This is a genomic window from Rhodoplanes sp. P11, assembly GCF_964266735.1.
Classification (GTDB): Bacteria; Pseudomonadota; Alphaproteobacteria; order Rhizobiales; family Xanthobacteraceae; genus Rhodoplanes; species Rhodoplanes serenus.
On the sequence record NZ_CAXWGY010000012.1, the window covers coordinates 20,511 to 43,389 of the forward strand.

The window sequence follows — 22,879 nt, forward strand, 5'->3', positions numbered from 1 at the left end:
CAGCCGGTTACGACGTCGCGGCTCGCCGCTTTCGGCGGAGCCTGCCGCGCGAAGCTGGGGACACGTATTTTCGCCAACCCTGTGAGTCGGTTGACTGGTTGTTCGCCGGGCGCGATAAGAGCCGAGTCGCGCTCAGGTACGAGAGATGTCTCGGCGTCGGGGAGCTTGGCTCGTCGGCGTGTTTTCGCGCGCGGCTCATGTCGGTGCCAGAGACGGAGGACCCCGTGAGCACGTTTTCCCCCCCGACCGAGAAGCGCGTGATCGCCCATCAGACCGCGCGGATGCTGCTGGAGATCAAGGCGATCCAGTTCAACGCCAGCCAGCCTTTCGTGTTCACCTCGGGTTGGGCGAGCCCCGTCTATGTCGACTGCCGCAAGATCATCTCGTATCCGCGGCTGCGCTCGGCCCTGATGGACTTCGCCGCCTCCACCATCCTGACCGAGGTCGGCTACGAGTCGATCGACAACATCGCGGGCGGTGAGACCGCCGGCATCCCGTTCGCCGCCTGGATCGCCGACAAGCTGATGCTGCCGATGCAGTACATCCGCAAGAAGGCAAAGGGCTTCGGCCGCAACGCCCAGATCGAGGGCGAGGTGGTGGTCGGCTCCCGCACTCTGCTGGTCGAGGATCTGGCCACCGACGGGCGCTCGAAGGTCAACTTCTGCAACGCGCTGCGCAAGGCCGGCGCCCGCGTCGACCACTGCTTCGTGCTGTTCTATTACGACATCTTCCCGATGGTGTCGGGCAACATGCGCGACCTCGGCGTCGAGCTGCATCATCTCACCACCTGGCGCGACGTGCTCGAGGTGGCGGAAGCGAGCGGCCATTTCGATGCCGGCGTGCTGGCCGAGGTGAAGGCATTCCTCAACGCGCCGTCGCAATGGTCGGCCGCGCACGGCGGCATCTCGTCGTTCGACGGCACGCCGGAGAGCGTCGGCACCGGCGCCGGCGGCCCCAAGGGCGACGCGAGCGCGGCGGCCTGAGCGGCATGAACAGCCCGATGGTCGCCGGCCGGGCTGCGGGGCGATGCCCTTGGAAGCGATACCCGTGGAGGCGATGCCCGTGACGGCAGCGCGCGTCACCCTGCGTCGCCGCATCGTGCTGATGGATCTCGACGGAACCATCAGCGATCCGGCCGACGGCGTCTTCGCCGCGTTCCGTCATGCGGTCGCCGCGATGGGCCGGCCGTGGCCCGATGGTCAGCCGCTCGACTGGGTGATCGGTCCGCCGTTGCGCGAGAGCTTCGCCCGCGTGCTCGGCGACGAGACGGCCGCGACAGCGGCGCTGGAGCACTACCGCGTCCATTACGCGGCCGGCTCGATGTTCGACAACCAGCTCTATCCGGGCATCGTCGACGCGATCGGCGGACTGTGCGACGACGGCGCCCGCCTCTATGTCGCGACCTCCAAGCTGAACACTTTCGCAGCCGCCATCATGGCGCGATTCGGCCTCGCCGGTCGCTTCGCCGGCATCTACGGCTCGACTCCCGATTGCCGCGTCGAGACCAAGGCCGACGTCATCGCGAGCTGCCTCGCCGCCGAGGGGCTCGATCCCGCCGATTGCCTGATGGTGGGCGACCGCGAGCACGACGTGCTCGGGGCGCGCGATCACGGCATCGGCTGCATCGGCGTCACCTGGGGCTATGGCAGCGCCGACGAGCTGGCCGGCTCCGGTGCGGTGGCGCTGTGCGATCGTCCCGCTATGCTGCCGGTCCTGGTGGCGGATGTCTTCGCCGCACGGTCGCCCGCCTCAGCCGACGGCCCGGCCGGCTTGCGGGGCGATATGGCGCTGGACGGAGCCTCGCCCGACCGCCGGACGTCCTGACGGCGCCAGCGACGGCGCCCGGGTCGGCAGCAGCAACGACCGCTCCGGCGTCACGGCCGGCTGTGCCGGCAGCGGTTGCACCGGCGCCGACGGTGTCGTCCCGACGTCCGATGTGATCGTGCGCGACGTGACCGGCATCGGCGCGAGCGTCTCCGCCTTCGCGGCCGCCACCATCGCCTCCAGGCGCTCCGGGGGGAAGCCGCCGGCCAGCATCAGGCGGCGGTCCGTCGCCCGCATCGCGAGCACATCGAGCGGCATCGCCGGCCGTCCATCCATCACCGCCGCCCGCGCCAGCAGGCTGGTGGCGGCACGCGCCGCGAAACGCTCCTTCTCCTTGGCGAAGGCCAGCATGTAGGTGCGATAGCTCATGTCGTCGAGCCGGCGGCCGAGGATCTGGATGCCACGCCGGCTGTACTGGGTCAGCGGCGCGTAGACGGTGGGCTCGCACGAGCAGGCGAACCGGCTGAGCAGCACCATCAGCGACGCGGTGGTGATTCGCGCCTGCACGGCCTGGAAGTTGAGCTCGTCGACCAGCGCATAGGCATCGGCCGACGGCGACAGCACGCCACACAGCAGCGGACGCGCGGTGTCTTCCAAGAAGGCGCGGACCTGCTCGCGCTGGCCGCGCCGCAAACGGTCGGTCAGATCCCAGTCGGCGAGCCAGCGGTCGAGCATCGGCAGGGTCAGCACCGTCGTCGACGTCATCCGCGCCGCGAAGGCTGCCTCGCCGGATCGCCATCGCGCCAGCGCCGCATCGATCGACAGGTCGTCGAGATACCGATGATCACGCATGTTCTCATTCCTGTTGGACGCCTTGCGGGAAAGCGCGCAGCATCGCCCGCACCCATCGAGACGGATGCGGAAGCGGCAGCGAAAGCGTCGAGCGTGCGGGCGAAACCCGGCGGGAGAGCGCGGGAGGCAGGCCCGCTGCGACGACAACGCATGAGAGCCCGATCGGTTCACTCGAACCGGCCAGATTTTTAAGTTTTAACAAGGATGTAAATCAGTACCGCAAGGACGCGATCGAGGCTTCGGCGCCGCTCTTGACCCAGGTCAACGTGCGGCGTCAGGGTCCGGCGACACTCGAATCGGACGCGTCACGGTCTATCGGGCGGCAGCGTCGAGGCATCCCACAAGGTATCCCGACGAGGCATGACTTGGCCCGGCATGCCGCGCGCAAGACGATCAGCAGGAGACTTGTCATGTCGAGACCACGATCCCTGAGCATCGCCACGGTGGCGGTCACCGCTCTCGGGCTGTTCGGGTCTGCGACCATCGCGGCCGCCCAGTCGGTGCCGGCTGGGGCGTCGGCGCCGGCCGAGGCCGCACGCAGCACCCGCGCCATGGTGCTGCTGCCGGGCGTGATGACCGGACCCGGCACGCTCGGCACCGGCGGCATGCGCCGGCTGTGCGATCCGCGCTCGGTCGGGCTCACGCAGTGGCGGGTGAGCTGGATCGAGCGGGTGGTGCAGCCCAAGGACGCCCAGATCAAGGCGCTCGACGATCTCAAGGCCGCCTCCGCCAAGGCGGTCGAGCTGTTCGCCACCGCCTGCCCGCGCCGGGCGCCGCGGCTCCAGACCGCGACCGCCCAGCTCGAGATGATGGAGAAGCGTCTCGATACCGCCATTCAGGCGGTGCGCATGGTGCGCCCGGCCTTCGAAGCGTTCTACGCGAGCCTCGATGCCACCCAGAAGGCCAAGGTGGACGAGCTCGGCCCCAAGCGCAGCGGCTGGCTGTGGTGAGCCGCATCGCGTCGGTCGATATCGCGGCGATCAGTCGAAGATGCGGTCGCCCTGGAGGTCGACGATCTGCCGTGCCTTGGCCACCGTGAACGTCGTGGCCTCCTCCAACGAGGCATGGCTGTCGGCGCGGATGAACCGATGCTCCTTGCGGACGCCGTCGACGTCCTTCTCGATGCTGCCGGCGGTCTGGTACTGGCCGCCGTCATTGCGGAACGGCGCCGGGCGGATCACATAGCCGTTGTACTCGACCGGCTCGCCTTGCGGGGCCGCAGCCGCGTGGGATGAGGCGGGTCCCCCGCCGAACAGCGTCTTCCAGAACGACATCACCGATCACCTGGTCTCGCGATTCACCTGATCTCGCGATCGAGAGCGCTCACGCCACGGCACGCATGCGTCACGCCACGCATGCGCCACGCCACCACCAACCGGGCGAGACCCGGCGCGGTGGCGCGGCCATCGCTTTATAGCAGCGGTCTCGCCGACCGTCACACCGGCCGGCGGCGCGGCTCGGCGGCCGATGCCCGATCGCGCTTCGAGGTGTCGCGCAGCGTGCCGTCCATGGCCAGGATGGTCATGATCCAGGAGGTGACGAAGTTGCCGAAGAACAACGTGAGAAAGACGAGGAGCCCCATCCCCTGCGAGACCGACCGCTCCACATAGGAGCCGACCAGCGCCGCCAGCACAGCACCGATCACGACGAACAGGGTGTAGAGAACCAACGCCTTCATGCAGTCACCTCCAATCCGGGACGTCTTCGAACAACGCGGACCCTGGCGTGTTCGCACCGCGACGGCGCCGTGACGCGACGCCGCGCCACCCGTACGCGATACGACGCTCCTGCACACGCACGTCGCTGTTGTGGCTCAGGGTTCGCGACGCGCTCGCGATGCAATGCGCCGGCGATCAGCCGGCCGGCCTTACACCTGGAATTCGAGGCTGACGCAGCAGCCGCGCTGCGCCGGATAGGCGATCTCCGAGCCGAGGCCGCGCGCCATGGCGGCGACGATGCGGCTGCCCATGCCGGTGCCTTTCGCGGGTCCCTCGCCGCGCCAGCCCACGCCGTCATCCTCCACCCGCAGGGTCACCTTGCCGTCGGCGATCTCGTTGAAGCGGACCCGGATCTCGCCGCCGCCGCCGTCCGCCGGATAGGCGTACTTGAAGGCGTTGGTGACCAGCTCGGTGACGACGACGCCGATCGACACCGCCTTGTCGGTGGGCACCCGCACCCGCTCGGCGGCGAGCCGCAGGGTGGCGGCATGGCCCGAAGCCCGCATGGTCGCTTCGAGATCACCCAAGAGGCTCGCCAGGTATTCGGAGATCTCGACCGAGCGCACGTCGTCGGAGTTGTAGAGCCGGCGATGCACGCCGGCGATCGCCATGATGCGCGCCTGCATCTCGCGCAGCGCGTTCTGGGCCGCCGGATCGCTCACCTCCTTGGCCTGCATGTGGACCAGCGCGGCGATCAGCGCGAGGCTGTTGGCGACGCGATGGTTGACCTCGTGCAGCAGCACCTCGGCCCGCTCCTTCGCCTCGCGCACCTCGCGCTCGGCGCGGTCGCGCTCGGCGGCGAGCCGCGCCTTCTCCAGCGCCTGGTCGATGGCGCTTTCGAGCAGGGTCAAAAACTCCTCGCCGACCGTCTTGGAGACGTAGTCGGCGGCCCCGGCCTTGAGGGCGGCCACCGCCACGGACGCCTCCCCCGACGCGGTCACGTAGACGACCGGCGGCGGTGCCGGCCGCTGACGCAGCACTGCCAGCATGTCGAGCCCGGTGCCGGTCGGCAGGAAGTGGTCGAGCACGATCACGTCGATGCCGTCGCGCTCCAGGCGTGCCAATCCCTCCTCGGCGGTGCTCACCCGCTCCACCACATAGCCGCGCCGCCCGAGCGCCCGCTGCACGAGCCGCGCCAGGCCGGGATCGTCGTCGACGTGGAGGATGGTGACGGGTTGGTGGGGCATGGGGATCAATCGGCTTCGGGAACCTGCATGACGGCGAAGAACAGCCCGAGCTGACGGATGGCGTGGGCGAAGCCCTCGTAGTTCACCGGCTTGGTGATGTAGACATTGGCGCCGAGATCGTAGCAGCGCTGGATTTCGCGGGCGTCGTCCGTGGTGGTGAGCACCACGACGGGAGCCCGGCGGGTGTGCGGGTTCGACTTGAGGCGCTCCAGAATGTCGATGCCGGTCATGTCGGGCAGGTTGAGATCGAGCAGGACCAGGAGCTGACGCCCCGAGCTGACCTCGCCGGAACCGTCGGGGCCGAGCAGATAGGCGAGCGCCTCCGTGCCGTTGGCGAACGGCAGGATCTCGTTGTTCACGCCGGCGCGGCGAATGTTCTTCTCGATCAGCCGAGCATGCCCCTCGTCATCCTCGATCATCACGATTTTGACTGGTCTCGCGTGCTGGTTCACGGGCGTTCACTCCGGCTGATCTGAGGGATTTGCGCAGGTCGCGGGGGAGATCGACCTTCATCGTGGTTCCTCGGCCGAGCTGCGACGCGAGGGTGATGTCGCCGCCGAGATTGCGCACCATGGCGCGCACATGGGCGAGGCCGATGCCTTCTCCGGGCTGGTCCTGGGTGCCGGACCGGCGGAACAGGTCGAAGACGCGATCGTGATCGTGTGCCGCGATACCGCGCCCGTTGTCCTCGACCTCAACGACGAGGCGCTGGCCGGGTTCCGACCGAGCCCCTACCCGGATGCGGATCGGCCGCTCGGGAGAGCGGTATTTCACGGCGTTATCGAGAAGATTGCCGAACACCTGCTCGAGCGCCAGCCGGTCGGACACCACCGTCGGCAGCCCCGGCGCGATCTCGATCTCGCCGCCCGCCTCGACCACCTGATGGCGGATGCTGTCGGCCGCCGCTTCGAGGAGAGCCCCGAGGTCGATCCGCTCCGGCCGCAGCGTCCGACGCCCTTCGCGCGACAGCTTGAGGATGGCGTTGATCAGGCCGTCCATCTTGCGGGTGGACGAGCGGATGAAGCCGAGCGCCTCGGGCGCGTCCTCCACGGCGGCGAGCCGGGCATCCTCGGCGATCGGATCATCGGCCGGGACACCGGCCTTGTCGAACCAGGCGCGGATCGACGCGAGGCTCGCCTCCAGCTCGCTGGTGAAGCCCATGATGTTGACCAGGGGCGCCCGCAGATCGTGGGTGACGATGTAGGCGAAGCGCTGGATCTCCTCGTTGGCGCGGCCGAGATCGGCGGTGCGCTCGCGCACCCGCTCCTCCAGGCCGGCCGCGAGCGCCTCGACCTCGCGTTGCGCGGCGACGAGCTGGCGGGTGTAGACCACCGCCATCCAGGTCGCCCCCGCCACCACGGCGACGATGACGAGGGCGCCGAGCAGCGTCACCCAGTAGAGCCATTTGATGGTGGCCTGCTGGCGTGCCACGCTGTCGGCGATGCGCTGCTCGGCATTGGCCACCATGCTCTCGAACAGCCGGCGCGCCTCCTCCATCAGGACACGGCCGCGATCGGTGCGCACGATCGCCAGGGCCTCGTCGCGTCGGCCGGCCTGCATGAGCTCGATGGTCTGCTGCATCTCGGTGAGCTTGCCCGAGATGATCTCGACCACCCGCGCGACCGCGGCGGCGTCCTCCGGCACGCCGGCGAGCCGCGTCCGCACCAGCTCGATCTGCGCCGCCAAGCGCCGGCGCGCCTCGTCGTAGGGCGCCAGATAGGTCTCCTCGCCGGTGAGCAGGAAGCCGCGCTGCCCACTCTCGGTGTCCTGGAGGAGAATGCGCAGATCCACCAGCGCGGCGCGCTGCAAGCGGATCGCCATCGAGAGGCGCGTGTAGGTCCCCGTCTCGGACACCAGCCAGAACGTGGTGGCCACGATGGCACCGAGCGCCGCGAGGCCGATCAGGAAGGCGGCGATGGTGGAGCGGATGACGGCGAGCTTGGAGATGGGCATTGCGACTTTCGGGGGCGGCGACGGACGGCCGCAACATAGGCATTCCGATCCGCTGCGGACAGCCCGGCTCGCCCGGAACAGGGCTTGTACCCCGGAAGATTTGCGCGCCGACTACCTCGTTACCGGCTTCTGTTCAAACGTGAACACAAGGGCTTGGCCGATCGGCCGTCGCAGATCGGCTCGACGGATCGGCGCGACGCTCACTCGGTCAGCCGCTCGGCGAACAACGCCATGGTCTTGCGGTAGATCACCGAGCGATTCCACTCGCGCATCACCTCGAAGTTCGGCGTGCCCTCGCCGAACGGCGCGCCCGGCTGCCAACCGTTCACCTTGAGCAGATTGGCGGTCGAGGCGAGCACGTCGGGGATGGAGTGGCGCAGGTCGACATGGCCGTTGCCGTCGTAGTCGACGCCGTACTTGATGTAGGAGGACGGCAGGAACTGGGTCTGCCCGAGCTCGCCCGCATAGGCGCCGATGAGATCGCGCAGCGGCAGGTCGCCGCGCTGGACGATCTGGAGTGCGGCTATCAGCTCGCGCTGGAACAGCTCGGTGCGGCGGCAGTCGTGAGCGAGCGTCGCGATGGTGCGCACCACCGGCAGCTTGCCCATGTCGCCGGTGCCGTTGTCGCTCTCCAGCGTCCAGATCGCCATCAGCAGCTCCTTCGGCACGCCGAACTGCCGCTCGACGCGGCCGAGCAGCGCCGTGTGCTTCTGCATCAGCGTGCGGGCGCGCTTGATGCGGGCCGGGACCACGCGGGTCGCGGCATACTCCTCGAAGGTCTTGCGGAAGGTGCCGCGCTGGCGGCGATCGAAGGCGAGCACGGCGGGATCGGCGGTGACACCGGCAAAGGCTTGGTCGATCACGGCTCGCGACACGCCCTGCGCCTGCGCCTCGCGACCGATGGCAGCCAGGAACGTGCCGAAGTCGCCACCGCACTGGGCCGCCACCGCCGGGCCGGCGCCGATGCCGACCGACACGGCCAATGCCGCGGCGAGAGGGCGCAGCCGAGCCGCGGCGGCGCGAATCATCATTCCGATCCCCATGCGAAGCGATCCCTGTGCGAGCGAACAGCGGCCGGAGATTGGCACCGGGGTGCGGCAGCGACAAGGCGGGGGCTCGGGTGGGCGGGCCGGCGGGCGCTCTCGCCCACAGCTCGACGATGCCGAAGCCGACATAGAGCCTCGCCTTGCGGCCGAGATCGATCGTCGCTCCCGGGCTTCGCTGCGCTCAGAGCCCAGGCTACAACTGGAAACACCTCGACGTCAGAATGCCTTCGGCAGCCCGGCCTGACGCAGGATGGCGTTGGCCGTGTAGCGGCTGGGGATGCCGATCGGTACGGCGAAGTTTCGCTTCGTGATAGGGCTGTACCAGATCTCGTAGCTGCCGCGCCCCTGACGAACGAGCCTGCACTCCGCCGCTTTCAGAAGCTCGCGCAAGGCACGGTCGAACTGCGGCGCCATCAGGCCGCCGCCAGCGGCTCGGCCTCGCGCAGTGCCGTGATCTGTACGAACACCGAGGCCGGATCGATGCCGGGATGGTTGTCGGGCAGCAGGTCGAGAGCCATCGCGGAGATCTTGGCCATCAGTTCGTCGAGCGTCGGCGCGTCGGCAGCGGCCGGGATATCGTCGCAGTGGCCGCTCCACACTGCGGCCTCGGCGTCCCACACGGCCGAGATGGTGAAGATCACGGGCCTGGTCATTCGATCTGCCCTCCCGTGGGTGACCCGCGCGAAAGCGTACTCACCATCACTATAATCTACCGCGACCGCGTGGGCACGGCGCTTCGCGCCTTTGCCCACCCGACCCGATCGTCCCGATCAGTTGTCCAAAAAGCTCCGCAGCTTGCGCGACCGCGACGGGTGCTTGAGCTTGCGCAGCGCCTTGGCCTCGATCTGACGAATGCGCTCGCGCGTCACCGAGAACTGCTGACCGACCTCTTCCAGCGTGTGGTCGGTGTTCATGCCGATGCCGAAGCGCATGCGCAGCACGCGCTCTTCACGCGGCGTCAGCGAGGCGAGAACCCGCGTCGTGGTCTCGCGCAGATTGCTCTGGATCGCCGCGTCGATCGGCAGGATGGCGTTCTTGTCCTCGATGAAATCGCCGAGATGCGAATCCTCCTCGTCGCCGATCGGCGTCTCGAGCGAGATCGGCTCCTTGGCGATCTTGAGGACCTTGCGCACCTTCTCCAGCGGCATGCCGAGCTTCTCGGCCAGCTCCTCCGGGGTCGGCTCGCGGCCGATCTCGTGCAGCATCTGGCGCGAGGTGCGGACGATCTTGTTGATCGTCTCGATCATGTGCACCGGGATGCGGATGGTGCGGGCCTGATCGGCGATCGACCGGGTGATCGCCTGCCTGATCCACCAGGTCGCGTAGGTCGAGAACTTGTAGCCGCGGCGGTACTCGAACTTGTCGACCGCCTTCATCAGGCCGATATTGCCCTCCTGGATCAGATCCAGGAATTGCAGGCCGCGGTTGGTGTACTTCTTGGCGATCGAGATGACGAGGCGCAGATTGGCCTCCACCATCTCCTTCTTGGCCTGGCGCGCCTCGCGCTCGCCCTTCTGCACCATCTGGACGATGCGGCGGAACTCGAGGATCTCGAGCCCGGTCTCGGCGGCCAGCGCCTGGATGTCGCCGCGGATCTCCTTGATGCGGTCCTTCTCGCGGGCGACGAAGTTCTTCCAGCCGCGCGCCGACAGCTTCGACACGCGGTTGAGCCAGCGCGGATCGAGCTCGGAGCCCTGGTAGTTGCGCAGGAACTCGTCGCGGGTCACGCCGTGGCTCTCGGCGAGGCGCATCAGGCGCCCCTCGTAGCCGACCAGCCGCTTGTTGATGTCGTAGAGCTGCTCGACCAGCGAATCGATGCGCGCCTGGTTGAGCCGCAGCGACTTCACCTCGGCGATCAGCTCTTCCTTGAGCTTCTTGTACTTGCGCTCCTGGGCCGGCGACAGCGACTCGTTCTTGAGCTTGGACTCGACGTTCTGGTCCTGGAGGCGGCGCAGCTTCTTGTAGGTGTCGGCGACGATGTCGAAGGTCTCGAGCACCTTGGGCTTCAGCTCGGCCTCGATGGCGGCGAGCGACATGGAGCCTTCCATGTCGTCCTCGTCCATCTCGCCGTCCGGCATCGGGCCGTCGGCGGCCTCGTCGTCGCCGTCACGCGCCGGCGCGCCCCCGCGCACCGCCGGCTTGCCGCCGGTCGGCTTGGCGGCCGGCGCCACCGGCGGGGCCTCGACGGCGTCGTCGCCGTCGCCCGCCGCGGCCGCTCCGCCCTTCGCCTCCGGCCCCGCATAGGTGGCTTCGAGGTCGATGATGTCGCGCAGGAACACCTTGCCGGCGTTCAGCTCGTCGCGCCAGATGATGATGGCCTGGAAGGTCAGCGGGCTCTCGCAGAGGCCGGCGATCATCGCCTCGCGGCCGGCCTCGATGCGCTTGGCGATGGCGATCTCGCCCTCGCGCGACAACAGCTCCACCGAGCCCATCTCGCGCAGATACATGCGCACGGGATCGTCGGTCCGCTCGCCGGGCTCGGAGCGCTCGGTCTTGGCCGGGGTCGCGCGGGTGACCTCGACCAGCTCGCCCTCGCTCTCCTCCTCCTCCTCATGGCTGTCGTCGGAGGCTTCCTCGGCGTCGTGCTCCTCCTGCTCGACCACATTGATGCCCATCTCGTTGAGCATCGCGAAGATGTCCTCGATCTGGTCGGAGGTGACCTCCTCGGAGGGCAGCACGGCATTGATCTGGTCGTGGGTGACGTAGCCGCGCTTTTTGGCGAGCTTGATCATCTTGCGGACGGCGGCGTCCGTAAGGTCGAGCAGCGGCAGCGGAGTATCCGGAGTGTCCGGAGTGTCCTTCTCGGTCGTTTCGTCCTTCTTGTCCTTCACGACCTTGTCCTTGCCGGCCGCCTTGGTCCTGATGATCGCCATGAGTTCTCCTGAAACCGCGCTCGCGCCCCGACCGCCGATCCGGGCGACCATCCCTCGCCGTCCGTGCCTTCGCCGTCCGTGGTGAACGTCGGCGCCGCCCGCGCCGTGTGCACCCTGCGGGCAGCCCCTCACGGCCCACCACCTGTCCTCATCCGATGCGGGCCGTCCCCCGACCGCCCCACCGAGGAGGTCGCAACCGGACCCGCCCGCCGTCACCACCCCGTCGCCTGTAATCGCGCCCAGGCCGGACCGGGGGGAGATATCGCCCCTCGAAATCCCCTCTCGATGGCGGCTTGGCCGCCCGCCCCGGCACCTGTCCCGGCGCGGGCCGGACACCCGATCTTGCCCGAATCTGCCCCCCGGCCGACGCGAGCCGCCGCCACGGCGTGTCAAAACCCCCTTGCCGGGCGCCCCGACAGGGCGCCGAAGCCCTCGATCGAGGCTTCCGTACCCTCGACCGCGGCGAGCCGCCCCTGAACGTCGCGCAACCATGCATAATTACGCTCGCTGGGCTCCTCGCCCAGCGCGCGCTCGGCCTCTTTGAGTTCCTTATTTAGCGTCCGGTTCTTATGATGCAAGGTGAGAACATGATGCCACCAGGGGCGGACATCCTCCGGGGCCGCGTCCGGGCGGGCCGGCCAGTCCGCCACATGGGTCAACGCGGCCTCGATCCGCCCGATGAGGCCGGCGAGCCCCTGCGCCGCCACGGCCTCGCGCAGCCCCTCCCCGGTGATCTCTCGATGCGCCGCCTCCTCGGCCGCGACGGTGTCCAGGACGGCCCGGCGCAGCCGATCGGCGTCCGGGTGGACGAGGTCGAGAGCGGCGAACACCTCCGCCGCGCCGTCGAGCAGCCAGGGATGGTTGAGGACGGACAGCACGATCAGCGCCTCGCGGGCCGGCAGCACCGCGCGGGCGCCGCGCACCAGCGGGCTGGCGGAGAGCCGCGGGCTCACCACGGTGGGGAACGGCTCGCGCCCGGCGCCGCCGCGGCCGCCGAAGCGGCCCCCCTTGCCGAAGCGGCCGCTTCCCTTGCCGAATCCGGCGCTGCCGCCGGAGCGATCGTGGCCCCCGGCCCGGCTCGGAAACCGGCCGGTCGCGCCGCCGGCCGGCGCCATCAGGCTGCGTAGCCGCTCGGCCAGGTCGGCTCGGTAGTATTTTCGCACCGATTCGTGGCCGATGCCGGCCAAGAGCCCGTCGAGCCGCGCCTCCAGGCCGGCCCGCCGCTCCGGCGTGTCGAAGCGGCCCGCCTCGGTCTCGCGCAGCCACAGGATGTCGGCGAGCGGCTGGGCCGCCGCCAGCACGTCCGCCATCGCACCTTGGCCGCCGGTGCGGATCAGGTCGTCGGGATCGTGGCCCTGCGGCAGGGTGGCGAAGTACAGGCTCTTGCCGGGCTGAAGCAGCGGCAGCGCCAGATCGACGGCCCGGAAGGCGGCGCGGCGGCCGGCGGCGTCGCCGTCGAAGCAGAGCACCGGCTCGTCGGCGATCTTCCACATCAGGGCGAGCTGGTCGGCGGTCAGCGAGGTGCCGAGCGGCGCCACGGTGCCGGCAAAGCCGGCCGTCACCATGGCGATGACGTCGATGTAGCCCTCGACCGCGATCAGCGGCGCGCCCTGGTGGGCGGCGGCCCGGGCGCGCGCCCCATTGTACAGCAGGCCGCCCTTGTGAAACAGCGAAGTCTCCGGCGAATTCAAGTACTTGGCGGGCGCATCCTTGTCCAGCGCGCGGCCCCCGAAGGCGACGATGCGGCCGCGCAGGTCGGTGATCGGGAACATCACCCGGTCGCGGAAGCGGTCATAGGGAACCGGGATGTCGTCGCCGGCGACCAGCAGGCCGGCCTCGACCATGTCGTCGACCGAGACTCCCTGGGCGCCGAGATGCTCCTTGAGGGCGAAGCGGTCGGGGGGCGCGTAGCCGATCCGGAAGGCGAGCTGGGTCGACGGGTCGAGGCCGCGATCGGCCAAATAGCCGCGGGCCCGGGCACCGGCCCGGGCCGCCAGCGTCGCCTCGAAGAAGGCGGCGGCGAGCTCGACCACGTCGAGCAGGGTGCGGCTGTGGCGAGCCTGGCGGGCCGCCTCGGGCGACGCCTTGGGCACCGGCATGCCGGCCGCCTGCGCCAGCCGCTCCACCGCCTCGGGGAACGACAGGCCCTCGGTCGCCATCAGGAAGTCGAACACATTGCCGTTGCGGCCGGACGAGAAGTCGAACCACATCCCCTTGGAGTCGTTGACGAAAAACGACGGGGTCTTCTCCTGGCTGAAGGGCGACAAGCCCTTCCACTCGCGCCCCGCCTTCTTCAGCTTGACGCGCCGGCCCACCACCTCCGAGACCGGCAGGCGGGCGCGCAGCTCGTCGAGGAATTCGGGCGGGAACCGCATGGTGATTCGCTGGTGATGACGGCTGCCCCGAATATAGGGTGCCGGCCCCCCGGCGTGACCCGCGAAGGCGGCGGAGCCGCGTTGTCCCGGATTTCCACAGGACGAGGGTGAACGCGCGAGGAAGACCGCGCGGGGCGGATGGCGACCCGGGATTATAGGGCAGCGATTAGGAAGTCGTGAATGGCCGGTCGCGCCGCTCCACCGGCGGGCCGCCCGCCGGTTCGTCCTTCCGGTTAGCCGCGCGGCAGGCTGACGAGGCGCTCCCGGCCGCTGTCGTCGTAATGGGCCCCGTCGGGCGCCGGCGCGCAGCCCTCCAGATCGTACTCGTCGAAGACGTGCTCGGGCACCGCATAGGGCGGCCCCTCGTACCAGCTCGGATCGTGATCGAGATCGAGGCGGATCGCCGTGACGGTGCGGGTGCCGATATCGGTGCAGCGCCAGCGGCCCGTGGCGGTGAGGAACTCGCACCCGATGCTGAAGTCCGACAGCGCCATGCCGACACGCTCGGTGGTGGTCGTGCCGCGGTCCATGCATGCAGTCGCCATGATCACGCCTCCTCGTCGCCTGTCTGGGGCGCGGCGACCTCTGCCGCGACCGCGGCGATCTGCGCCGCGAAGGCATCGACCTTGTCCCATGAGGTGTACTCGACCACCGCGGTCGGGTCGGTGGGGCCGCTGGTGATCAGCATGATGAAGCGGATCGCCAGCCGGTCGAAGAAGCCGTAGCGGGGGTAGTCGAGCCGGCCCGCGAAGGCGGTGGCGAGCACCGGGGCGAGCCCGTTGCGGGCGATCAGCTTGCGCAGATAGACGTTGCCCTCGGCGGTGTCCTTGCCGGGCTTGCGCGCCGTGAGGTTGACCGAGGCGAGCACCAGCGGCGGCGGCGCCGCGAGGCTCTTGAAGGTCTCGACGAAACGCAGGCCCTCCGGCAGATGCTTGCCGTAGCGGATCGACATGATGGCGACGACCAACGGCGAACCGGCCAGATCGGCGGCCGAGGGCGTCGCCTCGGCCAGGTCGGTCGGCGTCGCCGCGATCCCGCGGGCGGCGAGACGGCCGGCGATGTGGGTTGCGATCTTGCGGGACTGCCCGTCGCGCGAGGCGAAATAGATCTGCATGGAACGGCTCGAACAATCAAAGAGTGTCAATGGCCGGCCGCGGCGGCGGCTCGGCCTACGGCTTCTCCTCCGCGGCGGCGACCGCGTCGACGAGGCGGATCGTCACTGGAGCAGACCCTTCACGATCGCGCTCGCCTTGGCCATGTCGAGCTGCCCGGCGTGGCGCTCGCGCAGGCGGGCCACCACCTTGCCCATGTCCTTCATGCCGGCGGCACCCGTCTCGGCGATCGCCGCGCGAGCGGCCGCCTCGGTCTCGGCCTCCGACATCTGCTGCGGCATATAGGCCGAGATGACGGCGATCTCGTCACGCTCCTGGGCGGCCAGCTCGGGGCGGCCGCCCTTCTCGTACAGCTCGACCGACTCCTGGCGCTGCTTGACCATCTTCTGGAGGGTGCCCACCACCTCGGCATCGCCGAGCGGCGGCTTGCCCTGGCCGCGCGCCTCGATATCGGCGTTCTTGAGGGCCGAGACGACGAGCCGCAGGGTCGACACCCGGCGGGCGTCGTGGGCCTTCATGGCCTCCTTCAAGGCCGCACTGATGTCGTCACGCAGCATCGCCTGCCCTTTCACGCCGAGGCGGAACCTTGCCTCGGCGCCTTTTATACGCAAATAAGGCGGGACGACCAGAGCGAGCCGGCCGCCACGGCCCGAGGCGCCACCCGGGTGGGCTTCGGCCGTTTCGGCACGCCAGGCCGCAGACCCGCATTCGGAACACACCCGGAACCCGCGCCCCATGTCGAACGACACCTCCGCCTGGGCGGACCCCACCCCCACCGCCCTGCTGGTGCTGGCCGACGGCACCGTGATCGAAGGCTTCGGTCTCGGCGCCACCGGACACGCGGTCGGCGAGGTGTGCTTCAACACTGCCATGACGGGCTACCAGGAGATCCTCACCGATCCATCCTATGCGGGCCAGATCATCACCTTCACGTTCCCCCACATCGGCAATGTGGGGACCAACGAGGAGGACATCGAAACCCTCAACATGGCGGCGACGCCAGGCGCCTGCGGGGTGATCCTGCATTCGGCGGTGACGTCGCCGTCGAACTACCGGGCCACCCGCCATCTCGACCAGTGGCTGAAGGCCCGCCGGGTGATCGGCCTCGGCGGCATCGACACCCGGGCGCTGACCAGCCTGATCCGCACCAAGGGCATGCCCAACGCGGTGATCGCGCATGCGCCGGACGGCCGCTTCGACCTCGATGCCCTGAAGCGCGAGGCCGCCGCCTGGCCGGGGCTCGTCGGCATGGATCTGGTGCCGCAGGTCACCTCCGGCCAGCGCTTCACCTGGGACGAGACCCCGTGGGAATGGGGCAAGGGCTACGGCCGCCAGGAGAGCCCCGATCTCCATGTCGTCGCCATCGACTACGGCATCAAGCGCAACATCCTGCGGCTGCTCGCCGGGGTGGGCGCCAGGGTGACGGTGGTGCCGGCGACGACCCCGGCCGACGACATCCTGGCGCTGAAGCCGGACGGCGTGTTCCTCTCCAACGGCCCCGGCGATCCGGCGGCGACCGGCGCCTATGCGGTGCCGGTGATCCGCGCCGTGGTCGACTCCGGGCTGCCCACCTTCGGCATCTGCCTCGGCCACCAGATGCTGGGCATCGCGCTCGGCGGCACCACGCGGAAGATGCACCAGGGCCACCATGGCGCCAATCACCCGGTCAAGGACTTGGACACCGGCAAGGTCGAGATCACCTCGATGAATCACGGCTTTGCGGTCGACCGCGACAGCCTGCCGGCGAGCGTCCGCGAGACCCATGTGTCGCTGTTCGACGGCTCGAACTGCGGCCTCGCCCTGACCGACCGCCCGGTGTTCTCGGTGCAGTACCACCCGGAGGCGTCGCCCGGCCCGCGCGACAGCCATTACCTGTTCCAGCGCTTCGCCGGCGCCATGCGGGACCACAAGCGAGCCTGAGCCGGCCGTCGCTCCGTCCTGGACCTGTGGTCCGGGACCTGGGGTTCCGGGACCGGAGGCGAGGCCGAGGCCCCGCATTAAAGGGGCACCGGAAAACCGCTCGCAATAGTTGCATCAATCGCGATATTCAATATTCTGCTCGAGCATTCGCCTGGCGCCCTCGTGCGCAGTCATTGCACATTTTCCTTGACGATGCGCAACCATTGCACTATATCGACTGTTATCGGGTAGATGGCGATGCCGGAGATCGTGCGGCTCAGCCAATGCAGGATCTGCATCTATCCCGGCGACCATCTGCCTCCGCACTTTCATGTGCGAGGGCCGGGTTGGACTGCGGCGGTTCAGATCGGATCGCTGCGGGTCATGAAGGGAGGAGGTCCGCGGAGTGCCCTGGAGGAGGCGATCCGGTGAGCCGGTTGCCCGAGCAACAGCTATCGATTTCGTACGAGTGGAGACGGCTCAATGAGCGAGACCGACATCCTCGACACGGGCGTTCTCGATACGGGCGTTCCGATGGCCCGGATCGCGGCGGCTCGCGTGGTCGGTCCGTCGCACCTGGAGATCACCTGGGCGGCCGGCAACCGCGGCGGACGCACCGAGACGGTCGACGTCGCCCCACTGATCGGCAGCTACAAGGTCTATCGCCCGCTGCGCGGCGACGCCGCGCTGTTCGCCACCGCGCGGCTGATCGACGAGGGCGACGCGATCGCATGGGACGGCCCCGACCTGGAGATGTCCGCCGACCTGATCGAGACGATCGCCGAGCAGGAGATGGACAGCGCCGAGTTCGCGCGGTTTCTCAAGCGCAACAAGCTGACCCAGGAGGCCGCGGCGGCGCTGCTCGGCCGCAGCCGCCGCCAGATCGGCTACTACCTCAACCCGGGGCCGGTGCCGCGCATCGTCGCGCTGGCCTGCTTCGGCTACGAGGCGCTGGCCGCCAGGCGGCGCTCCGACGCCGCATGAGGACACGCCGCGTCGTCGCCATCGCCCGTCACATCGCCGCCCGCAACACTATAGCGTCGTCGATAGTATAACCGGGGCGATCCACCTAGATTCACCGCGACGAGGAGGTGGATCATGGGTGTCGGCTGCTGCGGTCACGAGGCGCGATTCGACGGGCTGTCGCCCGACTACCGGCGACGACTGTGGCTCGTCATCGCCATCAACGCCGCCATGTTCGTGACCGAGATGACGGCCGGCGCGCTCGCCGGCTCGCAGGCGCTCCAGGCCGATGCGCTCGACTTCCTCGGCGACACCCTCACCTACGGCATCAGCCTGGCGGTGATCGGCGCCGCGCTGCGCACCCGCGCGCTGGCGGCGCTCGCCAAGGGGCTCAGCCTCGCCGCCATGGGCCTGTGGGTGCTCGGCTCGACCGCCTGGCATGTGGTCGTCGCCGGCGTGCCGCGGGCCGAGATCATGGGCGGCATCGGGGCGCTGGCGCTCGCCGCCAATGTGGCGAGCGTCATGATCCTCGCCCGCTACAAGGACGGCGACGCCAATGTCCGCTCGGTCTGGCTGTGCTCGCGCAACGACGCCATCGGCAACGTGGTGGTGATGCTCGCCGCTCTCGGCGTGTGGGGCACCGCGACCGGCTGGCCGGACCTGATCGTCGCCGGCCTGATGGCGAGCCTGTTCCTGTGGTCGTCGTGGCAGATCGTCGCCCAGGCGGCGGCCGAGCTACGGGCCACCCGGGCCGGCCCGACACCCGCGGGTCACAAGCACGGGGCGCACGAGCACGCGGCCCATGCGCATGGCCCGTCGGGCTGCTGCGGCAGCCCGACGGCCGACCGGCGCGAATTGGAACATCTCGCTTAAGTGCACCTTAAACCGAGGCCCGCACACTCCGGCGAGAAGACCGCCGGCACAGGGCGGCCGAGGTGAAAGCATGCAACGAGACGAGTCTGCCTGGAGCACCCCCGAGACCTTCCGGTTCGCCGACGACGGGATCATTCCGAACAACCCGGCGCTCTCCCTGGCGGTGTTCCGCGACGCCATCGACCTGAAGGGCTCTCCCGATCCCGAGCACCTGATCGAGAAGACCTTCAGGCGGCATGGCTGGGTCGGCGTCTGGCGCAACGGCATCTACCCTTACGCGCACTACCATTCCCGCATTCACGAGGTGATGAGCATCGCGCGCGGCCGCGCCTGCGTGCGCTTCGGTGGCCCCCACGGCACCGAGATCGATCTCAAGGCCGGAGACGTGGTGGTGCTGCCGGCCGGCACCGCCCATCAGAAGGTGCGGGCGACCGCCGATCTGGTGGTGATCGGCGCCTACCCGCCGAGCGGCACCTACGATCTCTGCCGCGGCAGCCGGGCCGAGCACGCCAAGGCGCTGATGTCGATTCCGGAGGTGCCGCTGCCCTCCACCGATCCGGTGCGCGGCAAGTCCGGCCCGCTGGTGAAGCTGTGGGCCGCCGAGACCCTGGCGGCTGCCGCGCAGCGGGCCGAGAACGCGGCCTGAGCCTGTCCCAGCGCGGCGGCTCCGCCCCGCTCCCTCCCCCCTCCCCAATCCTGTCCGCCCCAAGACGGCACCGCCTCGCCGGCGGCGCCGTCTTGATTCTTCAGGCCGAGTGTGCCCTGAACGGCGCCGGCGCGGACAGCCGGGAGAACCAGGTGGCGGTCGGATCGGAACGGCGGACGGGAGAGCAGGGACCGCTCCTCTCGATCGTGCTGCCCGCCTTCAACGAGGCCGGCAATGTCGGCCCCATGGCGGCGCGTCTCGGCGAGGTCGCCGGTGCGCTCGGCCGCATCGAGATCATCTTCGTCGACGACTGCTCGCGCGACGGCACGCTGGCCGCGCTGCGCCGGCTGGCCGCCGCCGACCCGCGCATCCGCTACGTCTCCTTTACCCGCAATTTCGGCCACCAGTCGGCGCTGCGGGCCGGGCTGCGCCACGCCACCGGCGATGCCGTGGTGCTGATGGACTGCGACTTCGAGCACCCGCCCGAGCTGATCCCCGAGATGGTGGCGCGCTGGCGCGAGGGCGCCCGCATCGTCGCCGCCCAGCGCGAGAGCGCGCCCGGTGACGTGTCGCTGTTCAAGCGGCTGACTTCGCGGCTCTACTACCGGGTGCTCGACGCCATCGGCGACGTCCGCATCGAGCCGGGCAGCGCCGACTTCCTGCTGCTCGACCGCGCCGTGGTCGACACCATCAACGGCTTCGAGCACCACGACCTGTTCCTGCGCGGCCTGGTGCGCTGGCTCGGCTATCCGCTGGTCACCGTGCCGTACCGCCAGGGCGTTCGCAGCGAAGGCGAGTCGTCCTACACGCTGCGCCGGATGGTCGATCTCGCCGTCACCGGCATCATCGCCCACAGCGTGCGGCCGCTGCGCATCGCCATCCACCTGGCGCTCGCCTTCGCGCTGATCGGCGTGCTGCTGCTCGTCTACTCCGTCGTCAGCTTCCTGGCGATCGGCCACACCGTGGCGGGCTGGACCTCGATCATGTCGGCGATCGCCATCCTGGGCGCCGGCCAGTTCCTGGTGCTCGGCATCATCGGCGAGTATGTCGGCCGGGTGCTGCGCGAGACGCGGCGCTGGCCCGCCTTCCTGATCGCCGAGACCGAGGCGTCGCCACCCGGCGCGGCCGGGAATGCGCCGCGCGAGGAGGTGCCGCGCCAAGAAGGACCGCACCAAGAAGCACCGCACCAAGAGACGCCGCGCCGGGCGTCGGCCGGCTCATGAGCGCTCCGGCGGCCCCGGCGCCGAGCTCGGCGGCGCGCCGCGCTATCGGGGCGTTCCTCGACCATGCCGACGACGGTCGCGCCACGCTGATCCTGCTGGCGCTGTTCGTCGCAGCCTGGACGGCGTTTCAGACCATCTCCTACGCCTCGCTCGACCTGCATCCCGATCTCGTCGAGGTCTATGCCTGGAGCCGGCATCCGAGCCCCGGCTACTACAAGCATCCGCCGCTCGGCGCCCTGATGGCGGCGGCATGGTTCTCGGTGTTCCCGATCGCCGACTGGGCGTTCCACCTGCTCGCCATGGTGAACGCCGCGCTCTCGCTGCTGATCGTCGACCGCATCGCGTCCCGCTACGTGTCCGGCGACAAGCGTGTGCTGGTGCTGCTCCTGCTGCTGATGACGCCGTTCTATCAGTTCCACGGCCAGCGCTTCGCCTCCAACCAGACGCTGCTGCTCACCTGGCCGCTGGCGACGTGGTGCTTCCTGCGTGCCTTCGAGACCCGTACGCTCCTGTGGTCGGCGGCGGCCGGCGCCGCCTGCGCGCTCGCCATGCTGGGCAAGTACTACTCGATCTATCTGGTGGCCAGCCTGCCGCTCGCGGCGCTGCTGCATCCGGCGCGCTGGGCCTATCTCAAGTCGCCGTCGCCCTGGGTGTCGATCGTGGCCGGCCTCGCGGTGCTGGCCCCGCATCTGTGGTGGCTCGTCGACACCGGCTTCCAGCCCTTCGGCTACGCCTATGCGGTGCATGGCGGCGCCACCCAGGCGGCGATCCTGTGGAAGGCGGTCCAGTATCTGGTCGGCGCCCTCGCCTATGTGGCGGTGCCGATCGTGGTGTGGATCGCGGTCGCCCGACCCGACAGGCGCGCCGTCGCGGCGGCCCTGTGGCCGAGCGATCCCGACCGTCGCCTGCTGGTGCATCTCCTGGCGCTGCCGCTGCTGATCCCGGCCGTCACGGCGCCCTTCGTCGGAGTCGAGCTGACCTCGCTGTGGACCATGCAGGCGTGGTTCCTGCTGCCGGTCGTGCTGCTCGCGCCGGCCGAGGTGACGGTGCCGCGGCCGGCCGCTATCGTCGTCACCGCGGCGGTCGCCATCGTGACGCTGGCGATCGTGGCGGCGGCACCGGCGCTCGCCCTGCTGCGCCACTGGCAGGGTAACAAGGAGGGACGCGCCTACTACGCCCCGCTCGCCGAGGCGGTCGGGCGCGAGTGGAGCGGCGCCACCGGCCGCCGCCTCTCGGTGGTGATCGGCGATCCGGATCTCGGCGCCGCCATCGCGTTCTATCACCCCGACCATCCGGACTCGGTGCCGGGCTTCACCCTGGCGCCGACGCCGTGGCTCGATCCGGACCGCCTGGTGCGCGACGGCTACGTCGTCGTCTGCCGTCTCGACGATCGCTTCTGCCGCGACGCCCTGCGAGCGCATGCCGAGCGCGAGCCCGATGCCCGCGTCGTCGATCTCACCGTCACCCGCACCTTCTTCGGCGACACCAACCGGCCGGCGCCCTATCGCATCCTCATCGTGCCGCCGCAGTCCGGGCCGCGCAGCGCCGGCCGCGCGCCCGCCCTCGCCGCGCATCCCCGCGAAGCCCCCTCTCCGGACAGGACATCGTCATGACCACCATCCGCGACTGGGTCGGCTTCTGGGACAATCCGCACTCGATCTACGTCAACGCGCGGCACGCCGACGTGCATTACCGCGATGTCGCCGAGGCGATCGTCCGCCTGCTGCCCGGCCCCGACGCGCGGGTGCTCGACTTCGGCTGCGGCGAGGCGCTGCATGCCGATCTGGTCGCCGCCGCGGCTCGCACGCTGGTGCTCTCCGACGCGGCGCCGAGTGTGCGCCGGAATCTCGCGGCGCGCTTCGCCGCCGTGCCCAACATCGCGGTGGCGAGCCCGGAGGAGCTGCGCGGCGAGCCCGACGGCTCGTTCGACCTGATCGTCGCCAACTCGGTGGTGCAGTATCTGTCGCGCGCCGATCTCGATGCGCTGCTCGCCCAATGGCGACGGCTCATATCGCCGAGCGGCGCGCTGATCGTCGCCGACGTGATCCCGCCCGACGTCGGTGCGGTGAGCGACCTCGTCGCGCTGCTGCGCTACGCCGCCGCCAACGGCTTCCTGATCGCTGCCGGCATCGGCGTCGCCCGCACCGCCTTCTCGTCCTATCGCAAGCTGCGCGCCGAGCTGGGCATCGCCAAGTACACCGAGGCGGAGTTTCGCGGCATACTGGCGGCCGCCGGATTCACGGCCGAGCGTCTGCCCGCGAACATCGAGCACAATCCGGCCCGCATCAGCTTCCGGGCGAGACGCACCGATGCGCCGGCACGCGCAGGATCGTGATTTCGCCGGCGGCGGCCCTGCCGCCATGATCCCGGTGCCCCGAGCTCCGGGGTGCAATGG

At 69.7% G+C, this 22,879-nt stretch carries 25 protein-coding genes; 11 read left to right on the forward strand and 14 right to left on the reverse strand.

From position 1 onward, the window contains the following. The first annotated feature begins 224 nt into the window (after nt 1-224). Nucleotides 225-983: an orotate phosphoribosyltransferase gene (locus tag ACFQUV_RS09370; RefSeq protein ID WP_280176742.1), complete on the forward strand. Its 759-nt coding sequence runs from the start codon at nt 225-227 to the stop codon at nt 981-983. Between the two features lie 79 nt (nt 984-1,062). Further along, complete coding sequence (locus ACFQUV_RS09375) at nt 1,063-1,824, forward strand: HAD hydrolase-like protein (RefSeq protein WP_165363767.1); 762 nt, start codon at nt 1,063-1,065, stop codon at nt 1,822-1,824. Here the strand turns inward: ACFQUV_RS09375 and ACFQUV_RS09380 are convergent. Then, complete coding sequence (locus tag ACFQUV_RS09380) at nt 1,750-2,616, reverse strand: hypothetical protein (protein WP_129607718.1); 867 nt, start codon at nt 2,614-2,616, stop codon at nt 1,750-1,752. The genes ACFQUV_RS09375 and ACFQUV_RS09380 overlap by 75 nt on opposite strands. A gap of 410 nt (nt 2,617-3,026) precedes the next feature. On the opposite strand from ACFQUV_RS09380, the gene ACFQUV_RS09385 reads away from it, so the two are divergent. After that, entirely contained in the window at nt 3,027-3,566 is a 540-nt protein-coding gene (locus tag ACFQUV_RS09385; RefSeq protein ID WP_129607719.1) for a Spy/CpxP family protein refolding chaperone, read from the forward strand. A 30-nt stretch (nt 3,567-3,596) separates the two neighbouring features. Here ACFQUV_RS09385 and ACFQUV_RS09390 read toward each other — a convergent pair whose 3' ends face one another. The 13 genes from ACFQUV_RS09390 to ACFQUV_RS09450 form a co-directional block, all read right to left on the reverse strand. Beyond that, nucleotides 3,597-3,890: an HlyU family transcriptional regulator gene (locus ACFQUV_RS09390; protein ID WP_129607720.1), complete on the reverse strand. Its 294-nt coding sequence runs from the start codon at nt 3,888-3,890 to the stop codon at nt 3,597-3,599. Nucleotides 3,891-4,051: 161 nt separating this feature from the next. Continuing rightward, complete coding sequence (locus ACFQUV_RS09395; protein ID WP_111383728.1) at nt 4,052-4,294, reverse strand: hypothetical protein; 243 nt, start codon at nt 4,292-4,294, stop codon at nt 4,052-4,054. Between the two features lie 189 nt (nt 4,295-4,483). Beyond that, entirely contained in the window at nt 4,484-5,521 is a 1,038-nt protein-coding gene (locus tag ACFQUV_RS09400) for a response regulator (protein ID WP_129607721.1), read from the reverse strand. A gap of 5 nt (nt 5,522-5,526) precedes the next feature. Further along, complete coding sequence (locus tag ACFQUV_RS09405) at nt 5,527-5,940, reverse strand: response regulator (protein ID WP_111383730.1); 414 nt, start codon at nt 5,938-5,940, stop codon at nt 5,527-5,529. Then, nucleotides 5,927-7,474: a CHASE3 domain-containing protein gene (locus ACFQUV_RS09410; RefSeq protein WP_129607722.1), complete on the reverse strand. Its 1,548-nt coding sequence runs from the start codon at nt 7,472-7,474 to the stop codon at nt 5,927-5,929. The genes ACFQUV_RS09405 and ACFQUV_RS09410 overlap by 14 nt, the downstream gene beginning before the upstream one ends. A 200-nt stretch (nt 7,475-7,674) precedes the next feature. Beyond that, entirely contained in the window at nt 7,675-8,505 is an 831-nt protein-coding gene (locus ACFQUV_RS09415) for a lytic murein transglycosylase (protein WP_129607723.1), read from the reverse strand. Nucleotides 8,506-8,736: 231 nt separating this feature from the next. Beyond that, nucleotides 8,737-8,934, reverse strand: coding sequence for a type II toxin-antitoxin system HicA family toxin (locus ACFQUV_RS09420; RefSeq protein ID WP_129607601.1), 198 nt, complete (start codon nt 8,932-8,934; stop codon nt 8,737-8,739). Beyond that, the gene (locus tag ACFQUV_RS09425; protein WP_111383736.1) at nt 8,934-9,173 is read right to left on the reverse strand and encodes a DUF1902 domain-containing protein; all 240 of its coding nucleotides are present in this window, start codon (nt 9,171-9,173) and stop codon (nt 8,934-8,936) included. The genes ACFQUV_RS09420 and ACFQUV_RS09425 overlap by 1 nt, the downstream gene beginning before the upstream one ends. A gap of 117 nt (nt 9,174-9,290) precedes the next feature. After that, nucleotides 9,291-11,384: an RNA polymerase sigma factor RpoD gene (rpoD, locus tag ACFQUV_RS09430; protein WP_371851658.1), complete on the reverse strand. Its 2,094-nt coding sequence runs from the start codon at nt 11,382-11,384 to the stop codon at nt 9,291-9,293. 398 nt (nt 11,385-11,782) lie between these two features. After that, on the reverse strand, nt 11,783-13,768 hold the full coding sequence (gene dnaG, locus ACFQUV_RS09435; protein WP_129607605.1) for a DNA primase: 1,986 nt from the start codon (nt 13,766-13,768) through the stop codon (nt 11,783-11,785). A gap of 233 nt (nt 13,769-14,001) precedes the next feature. Then, the gene (locus ACFQUV_RS09440) at nt 14,002-14,313 is read right to left on the reverse strand and encodes a hypothetical protein (protein ID WP_244601437.1); all 312 of its coding nucleotides are present in this window, start codon (nt 14,311-14,313) and stop codon (nt 14,002-14,004) included. Nucleotides 14,314-14,315: 2 nt separating this feature from the next. After that, nucleotides 14,316-14,882, reverse strand: a complete 567-nt coding sequence (gene hemG, locus ACFQUV_RS09445) for a menaquinone-dependent protoporphyrinogen IX dehydrogenase (protein WP_129607607.1) — start codon at nt 14,880-14,882, stop codon at nt 14,316-14,318. A 102-nt stretch (nt 14,883-14,984) separates the two neighbouring features. Continuing rightward, the gene (locus tag ACFQUV_RS09450) at nt 14,985-15,437 is read right to left on the reverse strand and encodes a GatB/YqeY domain-containing protein (protein WP_129607609.1); all 453 of its coding nucleotides are present in this window, start codon (nt 15,435-15,437) and stop codon (nt 14,985-14,987) included. Between the two features lie 178 nt (nt 15,438-15,615). On the opposite strand from ACFQUV_RS09450, the gene carA reads away from it, so the two are divergent. The 8 genes from carA (at nt 15,616) to ACFQUV_RS09490 (ending at nt 22,819) form a co-directional block, all read left to right on the forward strand. Then, nucleotides 15,616-16,800 (forward strand): glutamine-hydrolyzing carbamoyl-phosphate synthase small subunit, encoded by a 1,185-nt coding sequence (carA, locus tag ACFQUV_RS09455; RefSeq protein WP_129607611.1) that lies wholly within the window; start codon nt 15,616-15,618, stop codon nt 16,798-16,800. A 237-nt stretch (nt 16,801-17,037) separates the two neighbouring features. Then, complete coding sequence (locus ACFQUV_RS09460) at nt 17,038-17,211, forward strand: DUF4160 domain-containing protein (RefSeq protein ID WP_165363757.1); 174 nt, start codon at nt 17,038-17,040, stop codon at nt 17,209-17,211. 51 nt (nt 17,212-17,262) lie between these two features. Further along, nucleotides 17,263-17,763: a hypothetical protein gene (locus ACFQUV_RS09465; protein WP_129607615.1), complete on the forward strand. Its 501-nt coding sequence runs from the start codon at nt 17,263-17,265 to the stop codon at nt 17,761-17,763. A 114-nt stretch (nt 17,764-17,877) separates the two neighbouring features. Then, the gene (locus ACFQUV_RS09470) at nt 17,878-18,615 is read left to right on the forward strand and encodes a cation transporter (protein ID WP_129607617.1); all 738 of its coding nucleotides are present in this window, start codon (nt 17,878-17,880) and stop codon (nt 18,613-18,615) included. Between the two features lie 70 nt (nt 18,616-18,685). Next, nucleotides 18,686-19,261 carry a cupin domain-containing protein gene (locus tag ACFQUV_RS09475; protein ID WP_129607619.1) on the forward strand — a complete coding sequence of 192 codons (576 nt, stop codon included), beginning with the start codon at nt 18,686-18,688 and terminating at the stop codon, nt 19,259-19,261. 152 nt (nt 19,262-19,413) lie between these two features. Beyond that, complete coding sequence (locus ACFQUV_RS09480; protein WP_165364123.1) at nt 19,414-20,484, forward strand: glycosyltransferase family 2 protein; 1,071 nt, start codon at nt 19,414-19,416, stop codon at nt 20,482-20,484. Further along, complete coding sequence (locus tag ACFQUV_RS09485; protein ID WP_129610866.1) at nt 20,481-22,097, forward strand: glycosyltransferase family 39 protein; 1,617 nt, start codon at nt 20,481-20,483, stop codon at nt 22,095-22,097. The genes ACFQUV_RS09480 and ACFQUV_RS09485 overlap by 4 nt, the downstream gene beginning before the upstream one ends. Continuing rightward, entirely contained in the window at nt 22,094-22,819 is a 726-nt protein-coding gene (locus ACFQUV_RS09490) for a class I SAM-dependent methyltransferase (protein ID WP_129610867.1), read from the forward strand. Before ACFQUV_RS09485 ends, ACFQUV_RS09490 begins: the two co-directional genes overlap by 4 nt. Nucleotides 22,820-22,879 lie beyond the last annotated feature (60 nt).

What these genes read in the sequence shown, in the direction of transcription:
- dnaG (WP_129607605.1), bottom strand. Translation starts at nt 13,768, where the DNA reads ATGCGGTTCCCGCCCGAATTCCTCGACGAGCTGCGCGCCCGCCTGCCG.
- carA (WP_129607611.1), top strand. Translation starts at nt 15,616, where the DNA reads ATGTCGAACGACACCTCCGCCTGGGCGGACCCCACCCCCACCGCCCTG.
- ACFQUV_RS09380 (WP_129607718.1), bottom strand. Translation starts at nt 2,616, where the DNA reads ATGCGTGATCATCGGTATCTCGACGACCTGTCGATCGATGCGGCGCTG.
- ACFQUV_RS09385 (WP_129607719.1), top strand. Translation starts at nt 3,027, where the DNA reads ATGTCGAGACCACGATCCCTGAGCATCGCCACGGTGGCGGTCACCGCT.
- ACFQUV_RS09465 (WP_129607615.1), top strand. Translation starts at nt 17,263, where the DNA reads ATGAGCGAGACCGACATCCTCGACACGGGCGTTCTCGATACGGGCGTT.
- ACFQUV_RS09405 (WP_111383730.1), bottom strand. Translation starts at nt 5,940, where the DNA reads ATGATCGAGGATGACGAGGGGCATGCTCGGCTGATCGAGAAGAACATT.
- ACFQUV_RS09410 (WP_129607722.1), bottom strand. Translation starts at nt 7,474, where the DNA reads ATGCCCATCTCCAAGCTCGCCGTCATCCGCTCCACCATCGCCGCCTTC.
- ACFQUV_RS09420 (WP_129607601.1), bottom strand. Translation starts at nt 8,934, where the DNA reads ATGGCGCCGCAGTTCGACCGTGCCTTGCGCGAGCTTCTGAAAGCGGCG.
- ACFQUV_RS09440 (WP_244601437.1), bottom strand. Translation starts at nt 14,313, where the DNA reads ATGGCGACTGCATGCATGGACCGCGGCACGACCACCACCGAGCGTGTC.
- ACFQUV_RS09490 (WP_129610867.1), top strand. Translation starts at nt 22,094, where the DNA reads ATGACCACCATCCGCGACTGGGTCGGCTTCTGGGACAATCCGCACTCG.
- ACFQUV_RS09470 (WP_129607617.1), top strand. Translation starts at nt 17,878, where the DNA reads ATGGGTGTCGGCTGCTGCGGTCACGAGGCGCGATTCGACGGGCTGTCG.
- ACFQUV_RS09450 (WP_129607609.1), bottom strand. Translation starts at nt 15,437, where the DNA reads ATGCTGCGTGACGACATCAGTGCGGCCTTGAAGGAGGCCATGAAGGCC.
- ACFQUV_RS09460 (WP_165363757.1), top strand. Translation starts at nt 17,038, where the DNA reads ATGCCGGAGATCGTGCGGCTCAGCCAATGCAGGATCTGCATCTATCCC.
- hemG (WP_129607607.1), bottom strand. Translation starts at nt 14,882, where the DNA reads ATGCAGATCTATTTCGCCTCGCGCGACGGGCAGTCCCGCAAGATCGCA.
- ACFQUV_RS09390 (WP_129607720.1), bottom strand. Translation starts at nt 3,890, where the DNA reads ATGTCGTTCTGGAAGACGCTGTTCGGCGGGGGACCCGCCTCATCCCAC.
- ACFQUV_RS09475 (WP_129607619.1), top strand. Translation starts at nt 18,686, where the DNA reads ATGCAACGAGACGAGTCTGCCTGGAGCACCCCCGAGACCTTCCGGTTC.
- ACFQUV_RS09400 (WP_129607721.1), bottom strand. Translation starts at nt 5,521, where the DNA reads ATGCCCCACCAACCCGTCACCATCCTCCACGTCGACGACGATCCCGGC.
- ACFQUV_RS09395 (WP_111383728.1), bottom strand. Translation starts at nt 4,294, where the DNA reads ATGAAGGCGTTGGTTCTCTACACCCTGTTCGTCGTGATCGGTGCTGTG.
- ACFQUV_RS09425 (WP_111383736.1), bottom strand. Translation starts at nt 9,173, where the DNA reads ATGACCAGGCCCGTGATCTTCACCATCTCGGCCGTGTGGGACGCCGAG.
- ACFQUV_RS09415 (WP_129607723.1), bottom strand. Translation starts at nt 8,505, where the DNA reads ATGATGATTCGCGCCGCCGCGGCTCGGCTGCGCCCTCTCGCCGCGGCA.
- ACFQUV_RS09485 (WP_129610866.1), top strand. Translation starts at nt 20,481, where the DNA reads ATGAGCGCTCCGGCGGCCCCGGCGCCGAGCTCGGCGGCGCGCCGCGCT.